Origin of the sequence: Brevundimonas sp. LjRoot202 (assembly GCF_964253355.1) — a bacterium.
GTDB lineage: Bacteria > Pseudomonadota > Alphaproteobacteria > Caulobacterales > Caulobacteraceae > Brevundimonas.
This window is the reverse complement of sequence record NZ_CAXUQW020000002.1, coordinates 356,119-381,973: the sequence shown is the minus strand read 5'-3', so window position 1 is coordinate 381,973 and position 25,855 is coordinate 356,119. Positions and strand designations below refer to the sequence as shown.

The following is a 25,855-nucleotide window of genomic DNA, read 5'->3' as shown; positions in this document are numbered from 1 at the left end:
CCGGAATCTTCTGGCAGGGCCGGACAACGCCCCGCCCGGCGCAAAAGATCAAGCCCTCGCCGGCGCCGGCTCCGGGTTGCGGGCCTTGAACAGCCGGCCTTGCTCGGCGATCAGCACGAAGACCAGGGCCGTGAGGCCAAGGCCGGTGAAGCCCAGCGCCATGGGGGCCACCGACCCGTTGAACTGCTGGCCGATCAGGAAGCCGAGCAGGGACCCGAAGGTGGTCGAGATGAAGCCCTGTGCCGAGGAGGCGGTGCCGGCGATATGGCCCATCGGCTCCATGGCCATCGAACCGAAATTGCCCGCGATCAGGCCGAAGCAGAACATGGTCAGGCCCTGCAGGATGGCGAAGGTCCAGATCGTTTCGTATCCGGCCAGGGTCACGGCGGCATGGATGGCGGCCATGGTGATGAAGCCGAGCAGGGCGGTGTGCGAGATCAGGCGCGAACCCAGTTTCTCGACCAGGCGGGCGTTGAGCAGCGAGGCCACGGCGATGCCGCCGGCGACGAGGGCGAAGACGGTGGTGAACAGCTCCGGCGCCTCGAACACGTCGAAGAAGATTTGCTGGCTGGAGTTGATGAAGCCGAACAGGGCGCCGGTGATGGCGGTCATGGCCAGGGTGTAGCCGATCGACTGACGGTTGGTGACGGCCTCGCGGAAGGCGGCGGCGATGCGGCCGACCTGGATCGGCATGCGGTCTTGCGGGTGCAGGGTCTCGGGCAGGCGGATCCCCGCCCACAGCATGAAGGAGCCGCCCGCCAGGGCAAGGACGCCGAAGATCCACGGCCACGGGGCGACGGTCAGGACCAGCTGGCCGAGGGTCGGGGCGATGATCGGGATGCCGAGGAAGACCAGGAAGCTGAGCGACATCACCCGGGCCATGGTCCGGCCGCTGTAGCGGTCGCGCACGATGGAGACGGCCAGCACCCGCAGGGCGGCGGCGCCGAGGCCGGTGCCGACGCGGGCGGCGATGAGCAGTTCGAAGGTCGGGGAGAAGGCGGCCAGCACGCTGAACAGGACGTAGAGCGACAGGCCGGCCATCAGCACCGGCTTGCGGCCGTAGCGGTCGGCGAGCGGTCCGTAGATCAGCTGGGCCACGCCGAAGCCGAGCAGATAGGCGGTGATGATCCACTGGCGGCTGTTTTCGGCCACGACGCCGAGGGCGTCGCCGATGGCGGGCAGGGCCGGCAGCATGGCGTCGATGGCGAGCGCGTTGAGCGCCATCATCATGGCGATCAGGGCGACGAACTCGGGGAAGGCCGGTCCCTTGAAGGCGGGCGCGGGCGTGGGGGAGGTCATCCGGGGCCAGATGCGGACGAGGACGGCCCGGCGCAACCGCAGGAGCGTGAAATAACCGCAGGGAAACGCGATGTGAGCCGGTCAGCCCGCCGAATGGAGCGCGGCGGCGGCGACGCGGTCGCCCTCGAGGACACGGCCGGCGGCGCGGCGTTCACTGTAGCGATCCACCAGATAGTCGGAGCGATCGCGGGTCAGGAGGGTGAATTTCACCAGCTCCTCCATCACGTCGACGATGCGATCGTAATAGGCCGACGGCTTCATGCGGCCCGCCTCGTCGAACTCCTGCCAGGCCTTGGCGACGGAGGACTGGTTGGGGATGGTGATCATCCGCATCCAGCGGCCCAGCAGACGCAAGCCGTTGACGGCGTTGAACGACTGGGAGCCGCCCGAGACCTGCATGACGGCCAGGGTGCGCCCCTGCGTCGGGCGGACGCCGCCGCTGCTGAGCGGCAGCCAGTCGATCTGGCTCTTCATCACGCCGGTGACCGCGCCGTGGCGTTCGGGGCTGCACCAGACCTGGCCCTCGGACCACAGCGAGAGGGCGCGGAGTTCCTGGACCTTGGGATGGTCGGCGTCGGTGGCGTCGGGCAGGGGCAGGCCGCGCGGGTCGAAGACGCGGGCCTCGCAGCCCAACCGGCGCAGGATGCGGGCGGCCTCCTCGGTCGTGAAGCGGCTGTAGGAGCGTTCGCGCAGGGAGCCATACAGCAGCAGGATACGCGGGGGGTGGGTCGCGCGGCCGGACGGCTCGAGACGGACGGGGTCGGGCAGGGCCAGGACGCGGGCGTCGAACAGGTCTTGATCGGACATTAGTTTCCGGTATTCCAGAAATATGGAAATGACAACCGCCGTCTCGAGCCTGTCCGCCCTCGCCCATGAAGGGCGGCTGAGGGCCTATCGCCTGTTGGTGCAGGCCGGCCCCGGAGGGTTGGCGGCGGGCGAGGCGGCGCGGCGGCTGGAGACGCCGGCAAACACCCTGTCGACGCATCTTGCGGTGCTGGGCCATGCGGGGCTGGTGCAGTCGCGGCGGGACGGGCGGTCGGTGATCTATTCGGCGCGGTTCGACCGGATGGGGGAGCTGATGGCCTATCTGGCCGAGGACTGCTGCGGCGGGGCGGCGGAGGTTTGCGGTCCGGTGGCGGCCGCCGCGGCGCGGTCGCGCTGCCTGCCGACGGGAGCCTGAGCCATGTCGATCTTTGAGCGCTGGCTGAGCCTGTGGGTCGCCCTGTGCATCGTGGTCGGGATCGGTCTCGGCTGGCTGGCGCCGGACGTCTTCGCCCTGATCGCGCGGGCCGAGGTCGCGCGGGTCAACCTGCCGGTCGCCGGGCTGATCTGGCTGATGATCATTCCGATGCTGCTGAGGGTCGACTTCGCCGCCCTGGGGCAGGTGGGGCGGCACTGGCGCGGCATCGGCGTGACCCTGTTCGTCAACTGGGCGATCAAGCCGTTCTCGATGGCGCTGCTGGCGTGGCTGTTCATCGCCGTGCTGTTCCGGCCGTGGCTGCCGGGCGACCAGATCGACAGCTATATCGCCGGCCTGATCATCCTGGCGGCGGCGCCGTGCACGGCCATGGTGTTCGTGTGGAGCCGGCTGACGAAGGGCGAGCCGCATTTCACCCTCAGCCAGGTGGCGCTGAACGACGCCATCATGGTGGTCGCCTTCGCGCCGATCGTCGGCCTGCTGCTGGGACTGGCGGCGATCACCGTGCCCTGGGACACGCTGCTGCTGTCGGTCGGGCTGTACATCGTGCTGCCGGTGATCGCGGCGCAGGTCGCGCGGCGGGCCGTGCTGGCGCGGGGCGGGGAGGCGGAGCTGGAGCGGTGGCTGGCGCGGCTCGGGCCGCTGTCGATCGCGGCCCTGCTGGCGACGCTGGTGCTGCTGTTCGGGTTCCAGGGCGAGCAGATTCTGGCTCAGCCGCTGGTGATCGGGATCCTGGCCGCGCCGATCCTGATCCAGGTCTATTTCAACTCGGGCTTGGCCTATCTTCTGAACCGCGCGACGGGCGAGGCGCATTGCGTGGCCGGGCCGTCGGCGCTGATCGGGGCGTCGAACTTCTTCGAACTGGCGGTGGCGGCGGCGATCAGCCTGTTCGGCCTCAACTCCGGTGCGGCGCTGGCGACCGTGGTCGGAGTGCTGATCGAGGTGCCCGTGATGCTGTCGGTGGTGTGGATCGTGAACCGGTCGAAGGACTGGTATGAGGCCGGACCCGCCGTGCGCCGCAACTCTTCGAAGGACCGCCGAGATGACCGATAGCTTCCCCGTCACCGTGTTTCACAACCCCGCGTGCGGCACCTCGCGCAATGTGTTGGCCATGGTCGAGGCGGCCGGCTACCGGCCCGAGGTGGTCGAATATCTGAAGACCGGATGGGACGCGGACCAGTTGCGCGGCTTGTTCGCCGAGGCGGGGCTGACGCCGCGCGAGGCGCTGCGCGAGAAGGGGTCGCCGGCGGCCGAACTGGGTCTGCTCGAGGCGGGCGTGAGCGACGACGCGATCCTCGCGGCCATGGCCGAGCATCCGGTCCTGGTGAACCGTCCGATCGTGAAGACGCCGAAGGGCGCGGCGCTGTGCCGGCCGTCGGAGCGGGTGTTCGACCTGCTGGAGCGGACGCCGGACCAGTTCGTCAAGGAGGACGGCGAGGTGGTGAAGGGCTAGGGCGCGCGGCCGAGACGGCGGGCGTCCACCGAGACGCCGTCTTCGGCCACCGGCAGGACGTGGCGGAACTCCCGGAGGGCGGCGGGCCAGCGCTCGAGCAGGCTGCGCGCGAGCGGCGAGCCGGTCTCGGCGGCGTGACGCGCGACCAGCGCCTGCAGGCGCACAGCGGCCTCGCCGACGACCTTGCCCGGGACGACCGAGGCGGCGTTGAGGCGGTCCTGCGCCGCGCCTTCGGGATCGTGGACGAAGGCCTCGCCGCCGGACATGCCGGCCCCGAAATTCCAGCCCGTCGCGCCAAGGATCACCACCACGCCGCCGGTCATGTATTCGCAGCCGTGCGCGCCGCAGCCCTCGACCACGGCGGTGGCCCCCGAGTTGCGGACCGCGAACCGCTCGCCGGCCGCGCCCGCCGCGAACAGGGCGCCGGAGGTGGCGCCGTAGAGGCAGGTGTTGCCGATCAGGGCGGCGCCGGCGGCCCATGACGGCGGGCGGACGATGATCTCGGCCCCCGACAGGCCCTTGCCGACATAGTCGTTGGCCTCGCCGTCCAGTTCGATGCGCAGCCCCTTCATGCCCCAGGCGGCCAGCGACTGGCCGGCGGCGCCGCGCAGGTTGAGGGTCAGATGGCCGTCGGGCAGGTCAGAGCCGAAGCGGCGCACGATGTGCGAGGACATCCGGGCGCCGATGGCCCGCTGGGTGTTGGCCACGGCGTAGGTCAGCTGCATCTTCTCGCGGCGCTCGAGGAAGGGCGTGGCGTCGCGCTCAATCTGCGCGTCAAGGGCGTCGGGCACGGCGTTGCGGGGCGCGCCGGCCGGGCGGCGCTGGTCGCCCTCGCCGACCCGGACCAGCAGCGGGTTGAGGTCGAGGTCGTCCAGCTGGGCCCCGCCACGGGAGACCTGGCGCAGCAGGTCGGTGCGGCCGACCGCCTCGTCGAGCGAGCGCAGGCCGAGCGAGGCGAGCACCTCGCGGGTCTCCTCGGCGATGAAGCTGAACAGGTTCACCACCTTGTCCGCCGTGCCGGTGAACATGGCGCGCAGGCGCTCGTCCTGGACGCAGACGCCGACGGGGCAGGTGTTGGAGTGGCACTGGCGCACCATCAGGCAGCCGACCGCGACCAGGGAGGCGGTGCCGATGCCGAACTCCTCGGCCCCGAGCAGGGCGGCGACGACGATGTCGCGGCCGGTCCTCAGGCCGCCGTCGGTGCGCAGGCGGACGTGGCCGCGCAGGCCGTTGAGGCTGAGCACCTGATGGGCCTCGGACAGGCCGAGCTCCCACGGCAGGCCGGCGTGCTTGATCGAACCGAGGGCGGAGGCGCCGGTGCCGCCGTTGTGGCCGGCGATCAGGATGACGTCGGCCCGGGCCTTGGCGACCCCGGCGGCGACCGCGCCAATGCCGGACTGCGCGACGAGTTTCACGGTGACGCGGGCGTCGGGGTTGATCTGCTTCAGGTCGTAGATGAGCTGGGCGAGGTCCTCGATCGAATAGATGTCGTGGTGCGGCGGCGGGCTGATCAGGCCGACGCCCGGCGTCGCGTGGCGCATGCGGGCGATGAATTCGGTGACCTTGAAGCCGGGCAGCTGGCCGCCCTCGCCGGGCTTGGCTCCCTGGGCGACCTTGATCTCGATCTCGCGGCACTGGTTCAGGTATTCGGCGGTGACGCCGAACCGGCCGGAGGCGATCTGCTTGACGGCGCTGTTCGGATTGTCGCCGTTGGGACGCGGCGAATAGCGCTCCGGGTCCTCGCCGCCCTCGCCCGAGACCGAGCGGGCGCCGATGCGGTTCATGGCGATGTTCAGCGTCTCGTGCGCCTCGGGCGACAGGGCGCCCAGCGACATGCCGGGGGTGACGAAGCGCTTGCGGATTTCGTTGACGCTCTCGACCGCCTCGATGGGGATCGGGACCGCCTCGCGGAAGTCGAGCAGGTCGCGCAGGGCGACGGCGGGCAGGTCGCGGGCGCGGCGGCTGTAGGCCTTGAAGCGCTTGTAGTCGTTGCGGGTGGTGGCGTCCTGGAGCCGGTGGATCATCTCGGCGTCCCAGGCGTGGGTCTCTTCGCCGGCGCGGATGCGGTGGGCGCCGCCGATGCGCAGGCCCGGCCGGGGCGCGCCGAAGGCCCGGGCGGCGCGCCCCGCGGCCTGGGCTTCGAGGCCCGCCAGCCCGATCCCCGAGATGCGCGAGGTCATGCCGGGGAAGAATTCGGCGACCAGCGCGCGGCTGAGGCCCAGCGCCTCGAACTCGCCGGCCCCGCGGTAGGCGGAGATGACCGAGATGCCCTTCTTGGCGAGGATCTTCCTCAGTCCGCTCTCGATGGCCTGTTTGTGGTTGAGGCAGGCGTCGCGGAGGCTCAGGCCGGGATAGCGGCCGCCGTCGAGGCGTTCGAGGAAGCTTTCCTGCGCCAGCCAGGCGTTCACGGCGGTGGCGCCGCAGCCGACCAGAACGGCGAAGGCGTGGGCGTCGATGGCCTCGGCCGAGCGCACCACCAGCGAGCAGAAGGTGCGCTGGCCCTCGTCGACCAGCCGGCCGTGCACGGCGGCGGTGGCGAGGATCATCGGGATCAGGGGGCGGTCGGCCGCCGCGTGTTCGTCGGTCAGGACGATCAGGGCGGCGCCGTTGCGGGCCGCCGTCACCGCCTCGTCACGGATGCGGTCCAGCGCCGCCTTGAGCGCTTCACCGGGCCGGGCGCCGGCCGGGGCCGGGAAGGTGCAGTCGATCAGGGTGGTGGCCCCGGCGCCGACCACGTCGAGCATCCGCTCGTACATGCCGGTGGTCAGCACCGGGCTGTCGAGCACGAAGACCCGGGTCTGGGTCTCGTCCTGGGCGAGGATGTTGCCGAGGTTCTTGAAGCGGGTGCGCAGGCTCATCGCCCCCGCCTCGCGCAGGGAGTCGATCGGCGGGTTAGTGACCTGGGCGAAGGCCTGGCGGAAATAGTGGGAGAAGGGTCGGGTCTGTTCGGACAGCACGGCGGGCGGAGCGTCGTCGCCCATGCTGGCGACGGCCTCTTTGCCCTCGCCGGCCATGGGGTCGAGCAGGGCGTCGATGTCCTCCTGGGTCCAGCCGACGGCGGCCTGGAAGCGGGTCAGCGCCTCGCCGGAAAGGCCGCGCGGTTCGGGTCCCGGGCCGATGCGCGGCTCCAGCTCGACCATGTTGGACAACCAGTCGCGGTAGGGATGTTTCGCCGCCAGCCGGTCGATGGTCTCGGCCTCGTCGTAGAGTCGGCCGGCCTCCAGATCGACGGAGATCATCCGCCCGCCGCCGATGTGCAGGCGACGCGCGATCCGGTCGTCGGGCACGCCGGTCATGCCGGCTTCGGAGCCGCAGATCAGCAGGCCGTCGGTGGTCTCGGCGGCGCGCAGGGGGCGCAGGCCGTTGCGGTCCTTGCCCGCCACCACCCAGCGGCCGTCGGTGGCGCAAACGGCCGCGGGCCCGTCCCACGGCTCCATCACCGCGTTGCAGTAGGCGTAGAGGGCGCGGTGGTCGTCGGAGATCAGGCCCTCGATCGGGGCCTCGGGCATCAGCAGCGCCTTGACCATGGGTGCGGACCGGCCGGCGTGGACCAGCACCTCGAAGACGTTGTCCAGCGCCGAGGAGTCGGACGCGCCCGCCTGGATCACCGGCTTGACCGTGGCGTCGTCGGCGCCGAAGGCCGCGGCGGTCATGCGGATCTCGTGGCTGCGCATCCAATTGGCGTTGCCGCGCAGGGTGTTGATCTCGCCGTTGTGGGCCAGCATCCGGAACGGCTGGGCCAGCCGCCATTCGGGGAAGGTGTTGGTCGAATAGCGCTGGTGGAACAGGGCGACGTTGGCCTCGACCCGGGGATCGTTGAGGTCCGGGTAGAAGTCGGCCAGGGCCTCGGCCAGCATCATCCCCTTGTAGATCACCGACCGCGCCGACAGGGAGCAGATGTAGAAATGCTGCAGGCCCGCCGCCGTGGCGCGCGCCTCGATGCGGCGGCGCAGCAGGTAGAGGGTGCGCTCCAGCTCCTCGCCTGACAGGCCCTCCGGGGCGCTGAGCATGATCTGCTCGATCTCGGGGCGGGTGGCGGCGGCCCTCTCGCCCAGCACCTCGACGCGGGTCGGCGCCTGACGCCAGCCGTAGAGCCAGAAGCCGGCGGCCAGCACCTCGCGCTCGACGATGGTGCGGGCCTGCTCCTGGGCGCCCAGGTCGAGGCGGGGCAGGAAGATCATCCCGACCGCCAGGGCGCCGGGGCGCAGGTCGTGGCCGAGATCGCGGACCTGGGCCTCGAAGTAGGCGCGCGGCAGGCCGATGAGGATGCCGGCGCCGTCGCCGGACTTGCCGTCGGCGTCCACCGCGCCGCGGTGCCAGATGGCCTTCAGCGACTTCAGGGCGAGGTCGACGACCTCGCGTCGGGGTTGGCCGTCGATGGCGGCGATCAGGCCGACCCCGCAGGCGTCCCGCTCGGAGGCGGGATCATAGGCGTGGGCGTCGATCAGCGTCTGGCGGTCGGCTTCGTAACGGCGGGGATCGAAGGTCATGCGGCGGCCTGTTGGCGCGAGGTCAGCCAGGCGTCGATCTCGGCCGCGGCGTCCTGCCCGTCCTTGACCGCCCAGACCACGAGGGAGGCGCCGCGGACGATGTCGCCGGCGGCGAACACGCCCTCCAGCGTCGTGGCCTTGGTGCGGCCGGCGGTGCGCAGGGTCCGCCAGTCCGTCAGGGCCAGATCGGGCTCGGCGAACAGGGCCGGCATGTCCTCGGGTTCGAAGCCGAGGGCCTCGATGACCAGGTCGGCGGGCAGGTCGAACTCGCCGCCGGGGACCGGCTCGACGCTCCAGCGGCCCTCGGCCGACTGGGCCGCCAGCGCCATGCGCTGGGCCCGGACGCCGGTCGCCCGGCCGGCCTCGCCCAGCACGGCCCGGGGCGCGGCCAGCCATTCGAAGACGACGCCCTCCTCCTCGGCGTGGGCGACCTCGCGGGCGCTGCCCGGCATGTTGTCGCGATCGCGACGGTAGAGGCAGGTCACCGAGGCGGCGCCCTGACGCACGGCGGTGCGGACGCAGTCCATGGCCGTGTCGCCGCCGCCGATGACCACGACGCGCTTGCCGGCGGCATTCAGCGCGCCGCTGTCGAAGGCCGGGACGGCGTCGCCGAAGCCCTTGCGGTTGGAGGCGATCAGATAGTCCAGCGCCGCGACCACCCCGTCCGAGCCGCAGCCGGGCGCGGTCAGCCGGCGGGCCTGATAAACGCCGGTGGCGACGAGCACGGCGTCGTGCGCCGCGCGCACCTCGGCGAAGGGCAGGTCGACGCCCACCTCCACGCCGAGCCGGAAGGTCACGCCGCCGTCGGCGAGCCGGTCGAGCCGGCGCTGCACCACCGGCTTCTCCAGCTTGAAGCCGGGGATGCCGTAGGTGAGCAGGCCGCCGGCGCGGTCGTGCCGGTCGTAAAGGGTCACCGCATAGCCGGCCGAGCGCAGCCGGTCGGCGGCGGCCATACCCGCGGGGCCGGCCCCGACGACGCCGACGGAGCGCCCGCGCTCGACCAGCGGCCGGACCGGCGTCACCCAGCCCTTGTCGAAGGCCATGTCGCCGAGCCAGCGCTCGACCGAGCCGATGGTCACCGTCTCCCAGCCCGACCGTTCGAGCGTGCAGGCGCCCTCGCAGAGCCGGTCCTGCGGGCAGATGCGGCCGCAGATTTCGGGCAGGGTCGAGGTGGCCTCGGCCTGGCGCCACGCCTCCTCGAAGCGGCCCTCGGCGGCCAGCTTCAGCCAGTCGGGGATGTTGTTCTCCAACGGGCAGCCGGTCTGGCAGAACGGCACGCCGCACTGGGCGCAGCGGCTCGACTGGCCGGCGCCCGCGGCGGGGGTGAAGTCGGCCTGGATCTCGCCGAAGCCGCCCACGCGTTCGTCGGCCCGCGCCTTTGCCGGGGCGGTTCTGGGGATGATGACAAAGGTCTGGTTCGCTGACGCCACGGAAGCCCTCTTCGCACTTGCACAAAGATTAGGGGGCGGGAGTCTGGTTGGCAATTTCCGTGCGTTCGGCGCGCGACCGCCGGAAAAATGGGGTGAAAAGCTGCTCGCATCCGCGTCGAGATCGGGAAAATCTTCCGTTCAAGCGCTTGGGGGCAGAGGATGGTGCGGGCGGTCGGGCTCGAACCGACACTCCTTTCGGAACCGGATTTTGAGTCCGGCGCGTCTACCAGTTCCACCACGCCCGCACAGGCCGTCTGGGTCTCTCGGCAGGCCGGACAGGTAGCGCGGGCCGCAGGGAGAGGCAATCGGGGAAAAGCGTGCGGGCCTCGACATGGCGCGCCTTCCAGACGGGCGCGAACCTTTCGAAAGCTTAACCTCGCGCCTGCATCCGCAACGCGCCGTCGTCGCCTCCTGAGCGGGCAAAGGAGACGACGATGAAGCTGAGACATCTGATGACGGCCGTGCTGGGCGGGGTGGTGCTGTCCTGCCAGGGACCGGCGGCCGTGCTGGCGCAGGAGGCCGCGGCGTCGGGGATGACGGCGCCGAATCCGCACGCGGCGATCACCGGGGCCCACCGGGTGCGGGCGCTGGACACGCTCGACCGGCGCCTGGCGCACTATGTGATGCACGAGCGCACGCCGGCGATCCGGGCGCGGCTGGCCGGGCGGCGGGCGGCCTATCTTGAGCTGGCCGATCCGGAAGCCTTCAGGCAGGCGATCAACGCCGACCTGCTGGCGGCATCGGGCGACAAGCATCTGCAGGTGTGGATCGAGCCGCGCAGCCGTGACGACGCCCTCGCCGAGGGCCCGCCGCCGACCATGGAGCAGATGGGCGCGGAGGAGGCCCGAAACGGCTTTGGCGTGCGCGAAACGAGAGTGCTGGAGGGCGCGGTGGGCTATCTCGATCTGGCCTATTTCAGCGGCCATCCGGATGCGGGCGCGGCCATCGACGCGGCGTTGGCGACACTGGCGGGATCGCGGGCCCTGATCCTCGACCTGCGCCGCAACGGCGGCGGTGGCGAGGCGGCGCTGAAGCGGCTGATGGGCCATCTGGCGCCGGAGCCGATGCGGCTGGAGGACATCGTGATGCGCCGCTGCGCACCCGATCCGGCCGATCCCGAGGGCTGTATCCAGGACGGCTCGCGCGATGTGCAGGAGCGCTACGCCGACACCGTCGCCGCCCCGGCCTTCCCGACCCAGCCGGTCTATGTGCTGACCTCGCGGGACAGTTTCTCGGCGGCCGAGGCGGTGGCCTACGGGCTGCAGGCGACCGGGCGCGCCGTCGTCGTCGGCGAGGTCACGGGCGGCGGGGCCAATCCGTCGATGACCATGGATCTGGGCCCATGGTTCACCATCGTCATGCCGTTCGGCGAAGCCCGGCATCCGGCGACCGGGACCAACTGGGAAGGCGCCGGCGTGCAGCCGGACGTGGCCGTGCCGGCCAACCGGGCGCTGGAAGAGGCGCTGCGGCGGCTGGAGACCTAGACCGCTTCCACCGTCTGCTCGATGGCCCCGAAGATGGAGTGGTGCTGGTCGTCCAGCATCTCGATGCGGACGGTGTCGCCGTGCTTGAGGAAGGGCGTCTCGGGCTTGCCGCGCAGGAGGGTCTCGACGGTGCGGACCTCGGCGATGCAGGAGTAGCCGAGGCCGCCCTCGCTGACGGGCTTGCCGGGGCCGCCGCCGGCGTCGCGGTTGGACACGGTGCCGGAACCGATCACCGTGCCGGCGCACAGGGCGCGGGTCTTCGCCAGGTGGGCGATCAGGGTCCCGAAGTCGAAGGTCATGTCGACCCCGGCGTCGGCCTTGCCGAAATCGGCGCCGTTGAGCTGGACGTTCAGCTCGCCTTTCAGCTTGCCGTCGACCCAGCGCTCGCCGAGCGCGTCGGGGGTGACGAACACCGGCGACAGGGCCGAGGCGGGCTTGGACTGGACGAAGCCGAAGCCCTTGGCCAGTTCGGCCGGGATCAGGTTGCGCAGGGAGACGTCGTTGACCAGGCCGACGAGGCGGATGTGGGTCAGGGCCTCCTCGCGCGTCACACCCTGGGGCACGTCGCCGGTGACGACCACAACCTCGGCCTCGAGGTCGCAGCCCCAGGTTTCGTCCGCGAGCGGGATCGGATCGCGGGGGCTGAGGAAGCCGTCGGAGCCGCCCTGGTACATCAGCGGGTCGGTCCAGAAGCTGTCGGGCATTTCGGCCCCGCGCGCCTTACGCACCAGTTCGACGTGGTTCACATAGGCCGAGCCGTCGGCCCACTGGTAGGCGCGGGGCAGGGGCGAGGCGGCCTCGCGCTCGTGGAAGCGGCCGCGCGGCACGCCGCCGTGCTCGAGGCTTTCGGACAGGGCGCGGAGATCGGGCTCGACGCGGTCCCAGTCGTCGAGCGCCGCCTGCAGGGTCGGGGCGATCAGGAAGGCGTCGGTGAACCAGGCGAGATCGCTGGAGACGAGGACGAGGCGGCCGTCGCGGCCATGCTTGAGTGAGGCGAGTTTCATGCCTCAGGCTTAGGCGGTTTCTCGCGCTGGGGAAACAGCGGCCTGTCAGTGATGGCCGCCGCCACGGCCGGCGCGCGGGCGCGGCGGACCGGGGTCGCAGAGCTCGGTGACGACGGCGCGCATGTCGGCCTCGCGCGCCGGGCGATGGCGCCAGTAGTCGTTGAAGTCCGCCACGGCCAGTCGCAGGGCGTGGTTGCGCTCGCGGGTGGCCATCGGTCGCCTGCCGGCCCTGGGCGACGGGCGCATGGGAAGGGCCGCGGGGGACTGGATCGAGACAATGGTGACGGCGGCGGCGGACGCGGACGGCGTGGCGGCTTCGCGGTCCGCCGCCGCCGTCTCGTCCTCCGGCGGGTGATTATGGGCGGCCTGCCCGTCCCCGACCTCGCGCTCGCCCTCGAGGGCGAGGTGGAGGGCGTCGACGCGCCCGGTCAGGTCGCCACCGAAACCGAGCGTCTTGCCGAGGCGGGCGCGCAGCACGCGATCCAGCTCCGAGGCGCGGGCGGGCAGGGCTTCGGTGTCGGCCTTCATGGCGGCTTTGGCGGCGTCGTCGATCGCCTTCCAGATGGCCGCCGCGGCGTCCGGGCGGCCGGTTCGGGACCGGGCGCCGAAATAAAAGCCGGTCAGCAAGGCGGCCGCGAGCGCCAGAAGGACAGCGCCCCAGAAAAACGGATCGGCGCCGATCATGACCGTCGGGTCGAGCGGGGCGCCGGCCGTATCGACGGTGGCGAAGTCGTCGCCGTAGGACATGGGGCTCCCCGCTGGAACGACCGCCGTTCGCGGACCGCCCATCTTGCTCCGGCCGTGTCGCTTGGCAACGGTAAAGGTTAACGGCGACGCGAATTCGCCCGGTACGGGAATTCGGTCAGTTGGGCGTGATCAGCGCCTTGGCCTCGGCGCCCGTACGGGCGCCGACGTCGCGCACCTCGACCTCGACCGAGACGGCGCCCTCAGGCTCGTGGGCCCACAGGTAGCGACGCTCGATCTCGACCTCCCGGCCGGACGGGGCGAAACCGGTGAAGCTGTCGCCCCAGGGCGTGATGGCCTTGATCTCGGGCCAGGCCAGGGCGCAGGCGGCGTCCAGCTCCTCCATGGCCATCAGGGACAGTTCGTCGCGCGGGTCGGGCGCTACAGCCATCGCCGCACCCGGGCGCGATAGGCGTCGTAGTCGGCGCCGAACCTGGCGGACAGATAGCGCTCCTCGCGCTGGATGACGAAGCGGTCGACGACCCACAGGCAGGGGAGCAGCAGGAGCAGGACGAGGACGCTGTCCATGGCGAGGGCCAGACCGGCGTAGGTGATGGCGAAGCCCAGGTAGATCGGGTTGCGGCTGAAACGGTAGAGGCCGTCCGTGGCGAGGACGGTGCTCGGCTTCCACGGCTCGACCGCCGTGCCGAGGCGGCGGAAATAGCCGGCGGCGGCGCCGTCCAGCAACAGGCCGCCGATGATCAGGGGCAGGGAGACGATGCGGCGCACCTGGGTCTCGAGGCCGAAGCCGAGACCGAGCCAGCCGGCCGCCTCCGGCCCGACGACTTCGGGCGTGGCGGCGAAGCGGAAGATCGCCCAGCCGAGCAGCAGGAAGCCGATGTAGATCAGCGGCGGCGGGGCGATGACGCCGGGGATGTCGCGCGAGCCGCTCACGGCTGGAGCGCCTCGTCGCCGTAGATGGCGACCCGGGCCGGCTCGCTGGACGAGACGGCGCCGCGATACATGCCGGAGGTGTTCATGGCGAAAGCCGGCTCGCCCTCCAGTCCCATGACAATGACGCCGCCGTCACCCTGGATGGAGCCGACGTCAGCGATCTCGGCGTCCGCAGCGGCCTGGACGTCGGCGCCGGCGGCGGTGCGGTGGCAGATGTCGCGGGCCACGGTGGCGCGGATGAAATACTCGCCCGAGCCTGTGGCCGAGACGGCGCAGCCGTCGGCGTTGGAGGCGTAGGTGCCGGCCCCGATCACCGGCACGTCGCCGACCCGGCCCCAGCGCTTGGCGGTCATGCCGCCGGTCGAGGTGCCGGCCGCGAGACGGCCCTGGCTGTCGAGAGCCACGGCGCCGACGGTCCCGAATTTACGCTCGTTCAACGGGGGCGCCGGGAGATCGGACGAAGCCTGCGGGCCGGGCGCGCCTTCGGGACGCGCCGGGATGGGGAGATTCTGCCGCTCGAGGGCGCTCACCAGCCCCCGCCAGCGGCGCTCGGTAAAGAAGAAGGCCGGCTCGACCTGCTCCAGCCCGACCGAGGCGGCGAACGTGTCGGCGCCCTCGCCGATGAGCATGACGTGCGGCGACTGCTCCATGACGGCGCGGGCGGCGGCGATCGGGTGGCGGGTGGTGGTCAGGCCGGCGACGGCGCCGGCGGTGCGGTCGGCGCCGTTCATGATCGCCGAGTCGAGCTCATTGCGGCCGGCGGCGGTGAAGACCGCGCCCCGGCCGGCGTTGAACAGGGGATCGTCTTCCATGATCTGGATCGCGGCCTGCACCGCGTCCAGCGATGAGCCGCCGGCGGCGAGCACGGCCGAGCCGGCCTCGAGCGCCTTGTGCAGGGCGGCGCGGTAGGCGGCGTCCTGCTCCGGCGTCAGGCTGTCGCGTTCGATCACGCCCGCTCCGCCGTGGATGGCGAAGGACCAGCGCGCGGGCTCCTGAGCCGATTCCTGGGCGGCGGCGGGGGCCGCGATCAGGGCGAGGGCGGCGGCGAGGGGGATCAGGCGGATCAGGGTCATGCCGCAGGGTCGGCCAAGCGCGGCCTCAACTCAAGGCCTGACCGCAGCAGGGACAGTCGGGCGTCTCGACGCCGAACAGGGCGCGGATCCGGTCAGGGCCCAGAGCCTCTGATGGCGCGGCGGTCTCGATCCGGTCCGGGCCGACGGCCAGAACCCGGTCGGCGCGGGACGCGAACGGCAGATGATGGGCTGAGGCCAGCACGACACGGCCTTCCGCGGCCAGCGCGCGGATCGCGGTCTCGACGGCCCGGGCGTGGGCGGGATCAAGCAGGGCGAGCGGTTCGTCGAGCAGGCAGACGGGGGCGTCCTGGACGAACAGGCGGGCGATCAGGACCAACTGTTGCTGGCCGCTGGACAGGCGGTCGAACGGGCGCCCTGCGAGGTCGAGGACGTCGAGCCGGGCGAGGGCCGCGCGGGCGGCCTCGACATCGTCCGGAGTCAGGCCGGGCGCCCAACGCCGTCGTCCGGCGCGGCCCAGAGCGGTCAGGTGCAGGGCGGTGAAGCCGGCGGACACGGCGCCGGGCGGCGGCAGATAGGCGACGGCGCCGGGGCGATCGATGCGGCCGCCGAGCGGCGGGATCAGGCCGGCGATGGTCTTCAGCAGGGTGGTCTTGCCGACGCCGTTGGGGCCGATCAGGGCGACGACCTCGCCCGGGCGCGCCGTCAGGTCGAGCGGCGGCAGGCGGAAGCCGGGGCCCCCGCGAGGGGGACGGCCCGCGACCAGCGCCTCGAGGACGAGCGGGCTCACGCCCGCCTCGAAGTGGCGATGAACAGGATCAGGAAGGTCGGGGCGCCGACGGCGGCGGAGAGCAGGCCGACAGGCAGCTCGGCCGGGCCGAAGGCGGTCGACAGCCGGTCGATCAACAGGGCGAACAGGGCGCCGACGGCCATGGACGCGGGGATCAGCCGCCCGGCCCGCTCACCGACGACTCGCCGGGCGGCGTGCGGCGCGAGCAGGCCGATCCAGCCCACCACCCCGGCTACGGCCACGGCGGAGGAGGTCATCAGGGCGGCGGCGGCGAGAGCCAGAAGGCGCAGCGGCGCGGCCCTCAGCCCGAGCGAGCGCGCCTGCTCGTCGCCCAGTGACAGCACGTCGAGCCGGAAGCCGAGCCACAGCAGGGTCGCCGCGCCGAGGCCGACCGGCGCGAGGGCGAGGGCGGCCTCGCCCGCCGTGGCGCGGGTGAAGGAGCCGAGCAGCCAGTAGGTGATCGACGGCAGCTGCGAATAGGGTTCGGCCGCGATCACCACCAGGCCGAGCCCGGCGGAGGCGAGGGCGCCGGCGACGATGCCGCACAGGATCAGAGCCAGGCGGCCGTCGCCGCTGCGGGTCAGGGCGGCGCAGGCCACGGCGACGGCGCCGGTGGCGAGGCCGCCCGCGAAGGCGGCGCCCTGCACCAGCACCGCGCCGGCCCCGAGCAGAAGAGCGAGGGCGGCGCCGAAGCCCGCGCCGGAGGTGACGCCCAGCAGATCGGGCGACGCCAGTGGATTGCGGAACAGGATCTGGAAGCCGGCCCCGGCCCCGGCGAGGGCCGCGCCGCAAGTCATGGCGGCCAGCAGGCGGGGGCCGCGCAGGGCCAGCGCCAGCTCGGCCTCGGGCGGCCCCGATCCGAACAGGGCGGCGGCCAACGCGTCGGGCGGGGCGGCCAGCGGACCGGTGGCCAGCACCGTCGCCGCTCCGGCCAGCGCCAGCAGGACCAGGGCCAGCGGAGCCGCCCATGCCCGCGGCGCGATCAGCGAATCCACCATGGTCGGGGGATCTCGGCGGGGGCCATGCCGTACAGGCGGCGGCTGAGCAGGGTCAGGTCCATCCAGCCGCCCTCGGGATCGGCCAGCCAGGCGCAGCCGAGCAGGCGATTGACCGACGGCGGCCGGTCGACCCAGCCGAACGGCGTCGCCGGCAGCAGCAACAGCGCCCGTCGCCCGCCGCCGCGCCGCTGTCGCCACACCGGATCGTCCGCCGCCGCCCGGGCGAACGCCGGATCGAGGGTGACGATGGCTTCGGGGTCCCAGGCCGCGACCTGTTCGCGGGTGACGCGGCCGATGTGGCGCGAGCCCTCGGCGACGTTGGTCCAGCCGGCCCCCTCCAGCACTTCGGTGGCGAGGGCTCCGCGAAAGCCGGTCTCCAGTCCGTCATTGCCGCGGGCGTAGTAGAAGGCGGGCCCGGCGGGGGCGCGGCGCCAGCGCTCGATCACCTCGCCGGCGGCGTCGGCCAGCGCCTCCGCCCCGGGAGCCGCGTCGAGCAGGCGGCCGGCTTCGCGAAAGGCCTCGGGGATGCGGGGCAGGGCCCCGTCGATCAGCCGCCAGTCGACGCCGAGCCGGGCCCGCATGCGGGCGGCCAGTCCCTGGTGTTCCGGATCGGCGTCACCGTAGTCGATGACCAGCCGCGGTTTCAGGGCGGCGATGGCCTCGGGCGAGGCGGGGCGGCCGCCGCTGGCCAGCGCTCCGGTCTCGGGCAGGGTGGCGGCCAGCGCGGGCAGGGCGGCGAGGGCGCGGCCGTCGGGCTTGCGCGGCCAACCGGCGAGACGCTCGCGGGCGATGGCCCAGATCAGCAGGGCGGCGGGCTGGCCGGCCGCGACCACATCGCGTCCGCGCGGGGGCGGACGGACCGGGGAGCCGCAGGCCTGCTGGCTCAATCCGGCGGCGGCCGCGCCCAGTCCCAGCAGCACGGATCGCCGCCCCGGAGTGGTCATGAGTCGATTCCCGTTGTTCCACCCCATCCTGCCGCGCCGGGCCGGCGTCCGCCACCTCACGCTCAATTTGCCCTTAACCCTTGTCCGGTTTTGCTCAGCGTGCTGCTTATGCAGCCTCGCGCGTCAGGTGGGCGCTGCAATTGGGAGTGAGCCGTTGAGTAGAACGGATGGAGGGAGCGCCGTCGTGGCGCGGACCGGACCGCTGGTCCGGCGAGCGGGGGGAGACACCGCATGAACATCGTCATCATCGCCGGTCTGATCATCACGCTGCTGACGGGCGTGCCCGTGCTGATGCAGATCCTGAAGCATCACCCCAAGGGGCTGATCATCCTGTTCTTCGCCGAGATGTGGGAGCGGTTCTCCTACTACGGGATGCGCGGCATCCTGATCTTCTTCCTGACCCAGCATTTCCTGTTCGACGACGCCGCGGCGAGCGCCACCTACGGCTCCTACACCTCGCTGGTTTATCTGTTGCCCCTGCTCGGCGGCATCATGGCCGACCGCTACATCGGCACGCGCAAGGCCATCGCCTTCGGCGCGGTGCTGCTGGTGGCCGGTCACGGCATGATGGCCTTCGAGGGGAGTCCGGCGACCGAAACCCTGACCTACGCCGGCGCCCAGTATGAAGTCGTCAGCGAAGGCCGCGGCGCGGCGCGCGAGGTCGGCATCATGATCGACGGACAACGCTACGACTTCGGCCCGGCCGAGAACGGGGGCATCGAACTGGCTGGCCTGCCGGCCGATGCGGCCGTGCCCGCGGTTCTGGACCCGGGCTCCTATTCGATGACCCAGACCGTCGACCAGAACGGCGTCAACATCTTCTACCTGGCCGTCTCCCTGATCATCATGGGGGTCGGCTTCCTGAAGCCGAACATCTCGACGATCGTCGGCCAGTTGTATCAGCAGGGCGATCCGCGCCGGGATTCCGGCTTCACCCTCTACTACTACGGCATCAATCTCGGGGCCTTCTGGGCCGCGGTGCTGTGCGGCCTGCTGGGCCAGACCGTGGGCTGGTGGGCCGGCTTCGGCCTCGCCGGCGTCGGCATGGCGCTCGGCCTCGTGGTCTTCGTGCTCGGCAAGCCGCTGCTGCAGGGCAACGGCGAACCGCCGAATCCCGAGTTGATCAAACGCCCGGTGCTGGGACCGATCAACCGCGAGTGGCTGATCTACATACTCGCCTTCCTCGGCGTGGGCGTCGTCTGGTTCATGGTCCAGCGCAACGCCCTGGTCGGCTCGGTGCTGAGCATCTCGACGCTGCTGTCGCTGGCGCTGATCGCCTGGATCATCACCTTCGTCTGCAAGACCTGGGTGCAGCGTCAGCGGATGATGCTGGCGGTGGTGCTGATCTTCGGCGCGGTGGTGTTCTTCACCCTGTTCGAACAGGCCGGCACCTCGCTGAACCTGTTCGCCGACCGCAACGTGGACCTGACCATCACCCCCGTGGCGATGCAGTTCCTCGGCATCACCATCGGCACGCCGGCCCAGCTGACGGCGGCCGGCATCACCCCCTCGGGCTTCTGGATCGACGCGACCATCACGGCCGCGCAGGTGCAGTCGTTCAACGCCGGTTTCATCCTGATCTTCGCGCCGATCTTCGCGGCGATGTGGGCGTGGCTGGCCAGCAAGAAGATGGATCCGAACCCGACCATGAAGTTCGGTCTCGGCCTGGTGCAGGTCGGCCTCGGCTTCCTGGTCGTGGTCTGGGCCGCCGGTTCGGGCATGGTCAACAGCGCCTTCCAGATGCCGCTGATCATGCTCGCCCTGCTGTACATGCTGCACACCACCGGCGAGCTGTTCCTGTCGCCCGTGGGCCTGTCGGAGATCACCAAGCTGTCGCTGCCCTCCGTGGTCAGCTTCATGATGGCGGTGTGGTTCCTGGCCAGCTCGATCGCCCAGTTCGTCGGCGGTCGTATCGCCGGCCTGATGGGCACCGAAACGGTCGGAGGCCAGGTGCTCGATCCGCAAGGCGCACTCGCCACCTCGCTCGACGGCTTCGGCAAGCTCGGCTGGTGGGGCGTCGGGATCGGCGTCGGCTTCATCCTGATCAGCTTCCTGATCAAGGGTTGGTCGCACGGCGCCAATGACGCCGACAACCATCCGGGACCGAGCGTCACGGACCGCGGCCAGGAGGACGGCAACGTCGCCCGGCCGGGAGACAGCACCCTCGCCTGATCCGGCGACCGGCTGAAACAGGAAGGGCGGAGCCTCGCGGCTCCGCCCTTTTTTTTGGCGCTGTCGGCCCTCGGCCTGCCTGGGCGCGGTCAGAAGCTCCTGCGCATCTGCAGGAACAGCCACGGGCTCATCTTCGTGCGGCGCACTTCGCGGAAAGCCACCGGGGCCACGTCGCGCGGACCGGCGTAGATGTCGCGATCGTAGCCGCTCTCCCGGTCGGTGGCGTTGCCGATGTCCAGCCGGATCGTCGTGTCCGAGGACGGCTTCCACTGGCCGTACAGGGTCACGAACGGCTCGTTGTAGAAGGCCCGGATCTCGCGGACGCGGAAGAGACGGCCCTTGTCGACGTTGCAGCCGTGGTCGAAGCCGTAGGAGTATTTCCCGCCCTGAAGATCGTGGTTGAAGGCGACGCCGCAGCCGAAGGCCTGGTTGCCCTGGAAGCGGCGGGTCTCGCCGGTCAGGGGGTCGGTCACCTCGGTGTGCGCCCAGCTGCCGCGGGCCTGCAGGCGGGCGTTGGGGATGCCCAGCCTGTCCATCGGCAGGGTCAGGCGGACCTGATACTGGTCGAACGAGCCGTCGCCGACGTTGCCGACGCCATCGAAACCGCCGACCAGCGGAATGATGTCGATGACGTCCTCGACCTCGCCGTGCGCCGCCGACAGCTCCAGCACGCCCTCGCCCCAGAAGCGGCGCTCGTAGACGGCCTCCAGGATGGTGGTCTTGTCGGGTTCGAGATCGGGGTTGCCGCCCTCGACCTGGCCGATGTCGATGTCGGCCGAGGCGACGAAATCGCCGAAGTCCAGCTGACCGACCTCGCGCTCGGCGCGGAAGCGGAACTGGTGGCCGGTCCACGGGGTCCAGGTCAGCTGCACCCGCGGCTTGGGATAGACGAAGGATTTGGTCAGGTCGCTGTCGCCGGACTGGCTGATCTCGGAGACCTCGACCCGCAGTCCGGCCTCGAAGGTCAGTTTCGGGTTGGGTCGCCAGGTCGCCTGGCCGAAGGCCTCGCCGCGCAGTTCCTCGACCTTGACCGAAGCCGAGGGCAGGGGGATGGCCACGCCGTTCTCCTCATAGGCGGTGGCGCTGTCGAGGAAGTTGTAGGCCACCTCGCCGCCGCTTTCGAAAGCCCAGCGGTCGTTGGGCCGGAAGCGCAGCACGGCGCGGCCGATCGATTCGCCCGAGGTCGCGTCCGCCATGAAGGTCGAGCTGTTGGCGCCGCTCTCGGACACGCCGACATAGTCCTCGGTCGAGTAGCGCTGCAGGCCGACCAGTTCGAGGCCCGTCCGGGGCGACAGGTCGCGGGTCCAGTTCAGGCCCAGTTCGCTGTTGATCGAGTCCGATTCCTCGACATTGAAGCTGTCGACGCCGGCGCCGGAGCGGATCAGCACGTCCTGCTCGTTTTCGCGGCCGAACCAACCAAGCAGGCCGTTGACCTTCAGCTTGCCGCCGGCGAACGGGCGCTGGACCGCCCCCGTGCCGTGGATATCGCGGAACCGATCCCACAGCACCAAGTCGGCGTCCTGGATCAGGGCGCCCGAGGAATCGTAGCGGCGGCGGAAGCCCTCGCCCGTGCCGTCGGTGCGGTCGGTCGTGGCGCTGAACGACCCTTCGATGGAGTTGTCGCCCTCGCGACGCGAGTACTGGCCGGCGAGGATCGGGCCGAGGTAGCCGTCCGGATAGATGTAGCTGTTGAACTCCAGCACCCGCTCGACGGTGACGGTGCGGCGCAGGACGACGTTGGCGACGACCGACTGCCCCTGCATGTCGATGCCGGGCGCGCCGCCGCGGATCAGTTCGATGCGCTCGACGCTGTCGGCCGAGATGCGGCGCAGCACCCGGTCGAGGCTGTCGCTCTTGGATGAGGGGCGATCGCCGTCGATCAGCACGTTGCCGGCCGCGCCGGCGAAGCCGCGGGTGCCGGTGTTGCCGGTGTCGAGCCCGAAGCCGGGCAGGCGCGCGATCATGTCCAGCGCTGTGTCCGGACGGGAATCGGCGAAGAAGGCCGGCTCGAAGACCAGCACGCCCCGCTGGGCGGCGTCGACCTCGGGCGCGGACTGCGCCGGGCCGGTCGGGACGGGCGCCTGGGCGGCGCTCTCCGGCGTGGGCGATTGGTTCGGCGTGGTCTGCGCCATGGCCGGGCCGGCCAGCACCGACAGGGCGGCGGTCGCCAGCCAGATGGTCTTCGTCATTGGTCCCTCTCCCATTTGCGCGGACGGTGCCTCCGCGCCCGGGACGGCTCCAGTTACAAGCCGGACAGGTGGATTAATTCGCGGACAGGCTTGCGGCGGCGAGGCGGCCTGATCCGGTCAAGACCGCGGGCCGGGTCAGGAACTACGCCGCTCCGATGCACGTTTTAGATCATGGGCGCCGCGTTACGGAGCCCCGATACAGCGAGGTGTGTGATGCGCTCACGCCAACTCCATATCCCTCACCTTCGGTCGCGCAAGACCGCCGTGACAGGTGAGGCGGAACACCATCACAGCTCGACGAGCCAGCGCTTCTGGCGGGTCGAGCGAGCCATCGACTATCTCGTGGTCGCCGGCATCGTGATCCTCGGCGCGGTCATGGTCTACGGTCTGGCCACGGCGTCCGGCGACGTCCCCTGGCTCTAGGGGGGAGCGGCGGGACTGGAGCGGCCGGCGGGAATCGAACCCGCGACATTCAGCTTGGGAAGCTGACGTTCTACCTCTGAACTACGGCCGCGACCGGGGTCGCCGGGTCGGAGGCGGACCATAGCTTCGCGCGGGCAAAAGAAAAGGCCCGGCGCGGCGGCCGGGCCTCTCCATACGGGGGGCGTCCGTCGGTTACGGAGCGACCTCGACGTCGACGCCGCGGCGCTCGAGGATGTCCTGGACGCTGTCGTCGCCGGCGAGGTGGGCAGCGCCCACGGCGATGAACACCGTGCCCGAGCCGTCCAGCATGGTCTGGATCTGGTCGGCCCAGTTGGTGTTCCGCCGGACCAGCAGGGCCTGGTAGAGCGCCTCGCCGCTCTCGCGCATCGGCTCGACGCCCAGCGTTTCGATAGCCTCGACGTCGCCGGTCGCCCACGCCTCGACCAGCTTGTCCAGATCGACCGTGGCGGTCTCGAAATCCTCCAGGGTGCTGCGCAGGAAGGCCAGCTGCTCGTCCTCGGGGAAACCGGCGAGGATGCGGATCTGCTCGTCGATGGTCTCGAAGCCGGTGACCGGTTTGCCGGCGGCCTCGGCGCGGGCCTTGAGGATCAGTTCGACGCCGGAGGCGGGGTCGTAGCCGGCCTTGGCCAGCGGCGCGACCGACAGGGTCAGGGCGGCGAACCACGGGCGGAACGGGTCCATCTGGGCGGCGCTGAGCCCGAGGGTCTTGGCGGCGGTGTCGAGGGCGGCTAGCTCCTCGGCGTTGAGCAGGCTGGACAGCGGGGTGGCCAGCGACAGGCCGTGCTGCTGGATCAGCGGGATCACCGCGGCCTGGTCGTCGGGGTTGGAGATCTCGAGCACCAGCTTGTCGGCGCTGTCGAAGGCGGCGTCGACGCGCTGCGTGCCCCAGGCCGTGGTCGGGCGCAGCAGGTGGACGGTGCCGAACAGGTAGAGGGTCGAGTCGGCGTCCTTGATGACCCACAGGGCGGGGCCCTGGCCCTCGGCCGGCGGGACGGCGCGGATGGCGGGGGTCTCATCGGCGACCGGCGGCGTCACGACCTGTGCGGCGGCGGGCGAGACGACCGCGGCGGCGAGCCCGAGACCCAGCACGGCGCCGAGGGTCAGGCGGCCGACGGCGGAGACGGTGGTCTTGAGGCGCTTCTTGAAGGTCATGTCAGGTCCTTGACGGGAGAAAGAGGGAAAATCGGGGCGTCATTCGGCGATGAAGATGGCTTCGATCGGCTGTCCGAAGACGCGGGCGATGCGGAAGGCGAGGGGCAGGGAGGGGTCGTAACGGCCCGTCTCCAGGGCGTTGACGGTCTGGCGCGACACGCCGAGCCGCTCGGCCAGGTCGGCCTGGCTCCAGTTCAGTTCGGCGCGGAGGACCTTGAGGCGGTTGTTCATCGGAGCCTCCTAGCGGCGCTTCAGCCACCAGGCGGCCCAGGCGATGGCGTAGCCGACCAGCTGGAACAGCAGGATGGTCATCATGCCGCCGACGACCAGGTCGGCGGCGCTGAGTTCCCGGGTCGCGACGGGCAAGACGCCGTCACGGGCGGTGAGGGTGATCAGCAGGATGGCGCCGAAGGCCATGCCGCCGGAGCCGCCCCACCACCACGCCCATTTGTGGGCCTCGCGGGCGGCCTCGTCGATGCCGCGCCACCACCAGATGGAGACGAAACCGACGATGACCATGGTGATGAAAATGGGAATGAAGCTCAGCACCAGGCCGAACAGGCCGGGCTGCTCGCCGAGCAGGGCCGCGCCCCCGCCCAGGATGGCGCCGACAACGGCGAGTCCGCCCACCATCAGCAGATAGGTTCCGAGGCCGAATGGGCGTTTGGGCTGTCGGGTCATGGAGGTCCTTGTCGTGGTGACAAGGGTGTTTTACATCAGCCCCGGATAGTGTCAAGCAGGCTTGTCAAAAAGTCTGCAGACCTTGTCGTGCTATTCGGCGGCGATGTCGGGGGCCGGCGCGGCGAGTTCAGGGCGCGACAGGGAGCGAGGCGCGGACTCCACCGGCGGCAGTTCGGGCAGGTCCTTGCCCTCGTGGTCGACGTGGAGATCCTCGAACCGTCGCGCCGAGACCATGACCTGGCTTTCGAGCGAGCCGACGAACTGGTTGTACTTGCCGACGGCGGTGTCGAGGGCGCGGCCGACGGCGGCGGCGTGGCCGCCCATCACCGACAGGCGCTTGTAGAGCTCCTTGCCCAGTTTCGCGACCTGCTCGGCGTTCTTGGCCTGCTCCTCGGCGCGCCAGCCGTAGGCCACCGCCTTGCACAGGGCGAACAGGGTGGTGGGGGTGGCGATCAGCACGCGGGCGTCCATGGCCTGGGTGATCAGGTCGGGCTCGTGGTCGAGGGCGGCGGACAGGAAGGACTCGCCCGGCACGAACATCACGACCACATCGGGACTCGGCTTGAACTGGTCCTGATAGGCCTTGGACGACAGCTGGCGGACGTGGGTCTTCATGCTGGCGGCGGTGCGCATCGCGGCGGCGCGGCTCTGGGCCTCCTCGTCGCCGTCGGCGGAATCGGCGAAGGCCAGCGGCACCTTGGCGTCGATCACGAACATGCCGCCGCCGGGCATGCGGACGATGAAGTCGGGGCGCTGCTGGCGGCCCTGGTCGTCGGCGGCCGAGGTCTGTTCGGTGAAATCGAACCGCCCGGCCATGCCGGCGGCCTCGAGCACGTTGCGGCAGGTCTGCTCGCCCCAGCGGCCGCGCCGGCCGGTATTGCCCTTGAGCGCCTCGGTCAGGCGGCGGGCTTCGTCGCGGGTGGCGGTGGAGGCGGTCATCAGCAGCTGGAGCTGTTCCTTGAGGCCGCCGGTCTCCTCGGCCCGGACCTTCTCGAGCGCGGCGACGTGTTCCTGGAACGACTTCAGGGTGTCGGCCACGGGCTTGAGCTGGGCCTCCATGCGCTGCTGGGCCATCAGTTCGCGGTTTCGGAAGGTCTCGTCGGTGCGCTTGAGCAGTTCCTCGGCGACAGTGGAGGCGGACTCCCGGGCCTGGGCGCGAAGCAGTTCGCTGGAGGCGGCGGCCTGATCCTCGAACAGCCGCATGCGCGCCTCGGTTTCGGCATGGCGCTCGCGCAACTCCCAATTCCGGGCCTCGGCGGCGCCGGCGCGGCGGCGCTCCATCAGGGCCCAGGCGAGGGCGATGAGGGCGACGATGGCGGCGGCGAAAAAGGCGACGAGCGAAGCGTTCATGCTCCGTTCCTTAACGGGAGTCGCCGGGAGCCGCCATGGCGGCCAGTGGCGGAAAAACACCGTCTACGTCGTCTAAAGCCTCTACGGCTCGGTCGGGATCGTGCGTCA

23 protein-coding genes and 2 tRNA genes are annotated in these 25,855 nt (G+C 71.2%); 6 read left to right on the top strand and 19 right to left on the bottom strand.

The window, feature by feature from the left end; translation table 11 throughout:
* Positions 1-48: 48 nt before the first annotated feature.
* Positions 49-1,299, bottom strand: coding sequence for a multidrug effflux MFS transporter (locus ACSQ1L_RS06795; protein ID WP_435993250.1), 1,251 nt, complete (start codon positions 1,297-1,299; stop codon positions 49-51).
* Between the two features lie 81 nt (positions 1,300-1,380).
* On the bottom strand, positions 1,381-2,106 hold the full coding sequence (gene arsH / locus ACSQ1L_RS06790) for an arsenical resistance protein ArsH (RefSeq protein ID WP_435993248.1): 726 nt from the start codon (positions 2,104-2,106) through the stop codon (positions 1,381-1,383).
* A 22-nt stretch (positions 2,107-2,128) separates the two neighbouring features.
* Between arsH and ACSQ1L_RS06785 the strand changes: the two genes are divergently transcribed.
* Genes ACSQ1L_RS06785 through arsC form a run of 3 tightly spaced genes read left to right on the top strand, consistent with a single transcriptional unit; the run spans position 2,129 to position 3,950 of the window.
* Positions 2,129-2,479, top strand: a complete 351-nt coding sequence (locus tag ACSQ1L_RS06785; RefSeq protein ID WP_435993246.1) for an ArsR/SmtB family transcription factor — start codon at positions 2,129-2,131, stop codon at positions 2,477-2,479.
* Positions 2,480-2,482: 3 nt separating this feature from the next.
* Positions 2,483-3,550, top strand: a complete 1,068-nt coding sequence (gene arsB / locus ACSQ1L_RS06780) for an ACR3 family arsenite efflux transporter (protein WP_435993244.1) — start codon at positions 2,483-2,485, stop codon at positions 3,548-3,550.
* Positions 3,540-3,950, top strand: coding sequence for an arsenate reductase (glutaredoxin) (gene arsC / locus ACSQ1L_RS06775; RefSeq protein WP_435993242.1), 411 nt, complete (start codon positions 3,540-3,542; stop codon positions 3,948-3,950). Before arsB ends, arsC begins: the two co-directional genes overlap by 11 nt.
* Here arsC and gltB read toward each other — a convergent pair.
* The 3 genes from gltB to ACSQ1L_RS06760 form a co-directional block, all read right to left on the bottom strand.
* Entirely contained in the window at positions 3,947-8,440 is a 4,494-nt protein-coding gene (gene gltB, locus ACSQ1L_RS06770) for a glutamate synthase large subunit (RefSeq protein WP_435993240.1), read from the bottom strand. The two genes, arsC and gltB, sit on opposite strands and share 4 nt — an antisense overlap.
* The gene (locus ACSQ1L_RS06765; RefSeq protein ID WP_435993238.1) at positions 8,437-9,870 is read right to left on the bottom strand and encodes an NAD(P)-dependent oxidoreductase; all 1,434 of its coding nucleotides are present in this window, start codon (positions 9,868-9,870) and stop codon (positions 8,437-8,439) included. Before ACSQ1L_RS06765 ends, gltB begins: the two co-directional genes overlap by 4 nt.
* A 160-nt stretch (positions 9,871-10,030) precedes the next feature.
* Positions 10,031-10,115 (bottom strand) — tRNA-Leu (locus ACSQ1L_RS06760).
* Positions 10,116-10,304: 189 nt separating this feature from the next.
* Here ACSQ1L_RS06760 and ACSQ1L_RS06755 point away from each other — a divergent pair.
* Positions 10,305-11,354 (top strand): S41 family peptidase, encoded by a 1,050-nt coding sequence (locus ACSQ1L_RS06755; protein WP_435993236.1) that lies wholly within the window; start codon positions 10,305-10,307, stop codon positions 11,352-11,354.
* Here the strand turns inward: ACSQ1L_RS06755 and ACSQ1L_RS06750 are convergent.
* The 8 genes from ACSQ1L_RS06750 to ACSQ1L_RS06715 form a co-directional block, all read right to left on the bottom strand.
* Positions 11,351-12,358: a fumarylacetoacetate hydrolase family protein gene (locus tag ACSQ1L_RS06750; RefSeq protein ID WP_435993234.1), complete on the bottom strand. Its 1,008-nt coding sequence runs from the start codon at positions 12,356-12,358 to the stop codon at positions 11,351-11,353. The two genes, ACSQ1L_RS06755 and ACSQ1L_RS06750, sit on opposite strands and share 4 nt — an antisense overlap.
* A gap of 45 nt (positions 12,359-12,403) precedes the next feature.
* Positions 12,404-13,105, bottom strand: a complete 702-nt coding sequence (locus ACSQ1L_RS06745; RefSeq protein ID WP_435993232.1) for a hypothetical protein — start codon at positions 13,103-13,105, stop codon at positions 12,404-12,406.
* A gap of 115 nt (positions 13,106-13,220) precedes the next feature.
* On the bottom strand, positions 13,221-13,493 hold the full coding sequence (locus ACSQ1L_RS06740) for a hypothetical protein (protein ID WP_435993230.1): 273 nt from the start codon (positions 13,491-13,493) through the stop codon (positions 13,221-13,223).
* Positions 13,484-13,996, bottom strand: a complete 513-nt coding sequence (locus tag ACSQ1L_RS06735; RefSeq protein WP_435993228.1) for a methyltransferase family protein — start codon at positions 13,994-13,996, stop codon at positions 13,484-13,486. The genes ACSQ1L_RS06740 and ACSQ1L_RS06735 overlap by 10 nt, the downstream gene beginning before the upstream one ends.
* Complete coding sequence (locus tag ACSQ1L_RS06730; RefSeq protein WP_435993226.1) at positions 13,993-15,069, bottom strand: isoaspartyl peptidase/L-asparaginase family protein; 1,077 nt, start codon at positions 15,067-15,069, stop codon at positions 13,993-13,995. The genes ACSQ1L_RS06735 and ACSQ1L_RS06730 overlap by 4 nt, the downstream gene beginning before the upstream one ends.
* Before the next feature lie 25 nt (positions 15,070-15,094).
* Positions 15,095-15,817 carry an ABC transporter ATP-binding protein gene (locus ACSQ1L_RS06725; RefSeq protein ID WP_435993224.1) on the bottom strand — a complete coding sequence of 241 codons (723 nt, stop codon included), beginning with the start codon at positions 15,815-15,817 and terminating at the stop codon, positions 15,095-15,097.
* Positions 15,814-16,815 (bottom strand): FecCD family ABC transporter permease, encoded by a 1,002-nt coding sequence (locus ACSQ1L_RS06720; protein ID WP_435993222.1) that lies wholly within the window; start codon positions 16,813-16,815, stop codon positions 15,814-15,816. The genes ACSQ1L_RS06725 and ACSQ1L_RS06720 overlap by 4 nt, the downstream gene beginning before the upstream one ends.
* A complete protein-coding gene (locus tag ACSQ1L_RS06715; RefSeq protein WP_435993220.1) occupies positions 16,800-17,759 on the bottom strand; it encodes a hypothetical protein in 960 nt (319 codons plus the stop codon). The genes ACSQ1L_RS06720 and ACSQ1L_RS06715 overlap by 16 nt, the downstream gene beginning before the upstream one ends.
* Positions 17,760-17,990: 231 nt before the next feature.
* Between ACSQ1L_RS06715 and ACSQ1L_RS06710 the strand changes: the two genes are divergently transcribed.
* A complete protein-coding gene (locus tag ACSQ1L_RS06710; protein WP_435993218.1) occupies positions 17,991-19,931 on the top strand; it encodes a peptide MFS transporter in 1,941 nt (646 codons plus the stop codon).
* An 89-nt stretch (positions 19,932-20,020) separates the two neighbouring features.
* Here ACSQ1L_RS06710 and ACSQ1L_RS06705 read toward each other — a convergent pair whose 3' ends face one another.
* Entirely contained in the window at positions 20,021-22,120 is a 2,100-nt protein-coding gene (locus ACSQ1L_RS06705) for a TonB-dependent receptor plug domain-containing protein (RefSeq protein ID WP_435993216.1), read from the bottom strand.
* A gap of 264 nt (positions 22,121-22,384) precedes the next feature.
* Here ACSQ1L_RS06705 and ACSQ1L_RS06700 point away from each other — a divergent pair, with 264 nt between their 5' ends.
* Positions 22,385-22,543: a hypothetical protein gene (locus ACSQ1L_RS06700; protein ID WP_435993214.1), complete on the top strand. Its 159-nt coding sequence runs from the start codon at positions 22,385-22,387 to the stop codon at positions 22,541-22,543.
* 16 nt (positions 22,544-22,559) lie between these two features.
* Here the strand turns inward: ACSQ1L_RS06700 and ACSQ1L_RS06695 are convergent.
* The 5 genes from ACSQ1L_RS06695 to ACSQ1L_RS06675 form a co-directional block, all read right to left on the bottom strand.
* Positions 22,560-22,634: transfer RNA gene (locus tag ACSQ1L_RS06695), tRNA-Gly, on the bottom strand.
* 101 nt (positions 22,635-22,735) lie between these two features.
* Positions 22,736-23,716 carry a TraB/GumN family protein gene (locus ACSQ1L_RS06690; RefSeq protein ID WP_435993212.1) on the bottom strand — a complete coding sequence of 327 codons (981 nt, stop codon included), beginning with the start codon at positions 23,714-23,716 and terminating at the stop codon, positions 22,736-22,738.
* A 39-nt stretch (positions 23,717-23,755) separates the two neighbouring features.
* Entirely contained in the window at positions 23,756-23,947 is a 192-nt protein-coding gene (locus tag ACSQ1L_RS06685) for a helix-turn-helix transcriptional regulator (RefSeq protein WP_435993210.1), read from the bottom strand.
* A gap of 9 nt (positions 23,948-23,956) precedes the next feature.
* Positions 23,957-24,397, bottom strand: coding sequence for a hypothetical protein (locus ACSQ1L_RS06680; protein ID WP_435993208.1), 441 nt, complete (start codon positions 24,395-24,397; stop codon positions 23,957-23,959).
* A 90-nt stretch (positions 24,398-24,487) separates the two neighbouring features.
* Positions 24,488-25,747 carry a DNA recombination protein RmuC gene (locus ACSQ1L_RS06675; protein ID WP_435993206.1) on the bottom strand — a complete coding sequence of 420 codons (1,260 nt, stop codon included), beginning with the start codon at positions 25,745-25,747 and terminating at the stop codon, positions 24,488-24,490.
* Between the last annotated feature and the right edge of the window lie 108 nt (positions 25,748-25,855).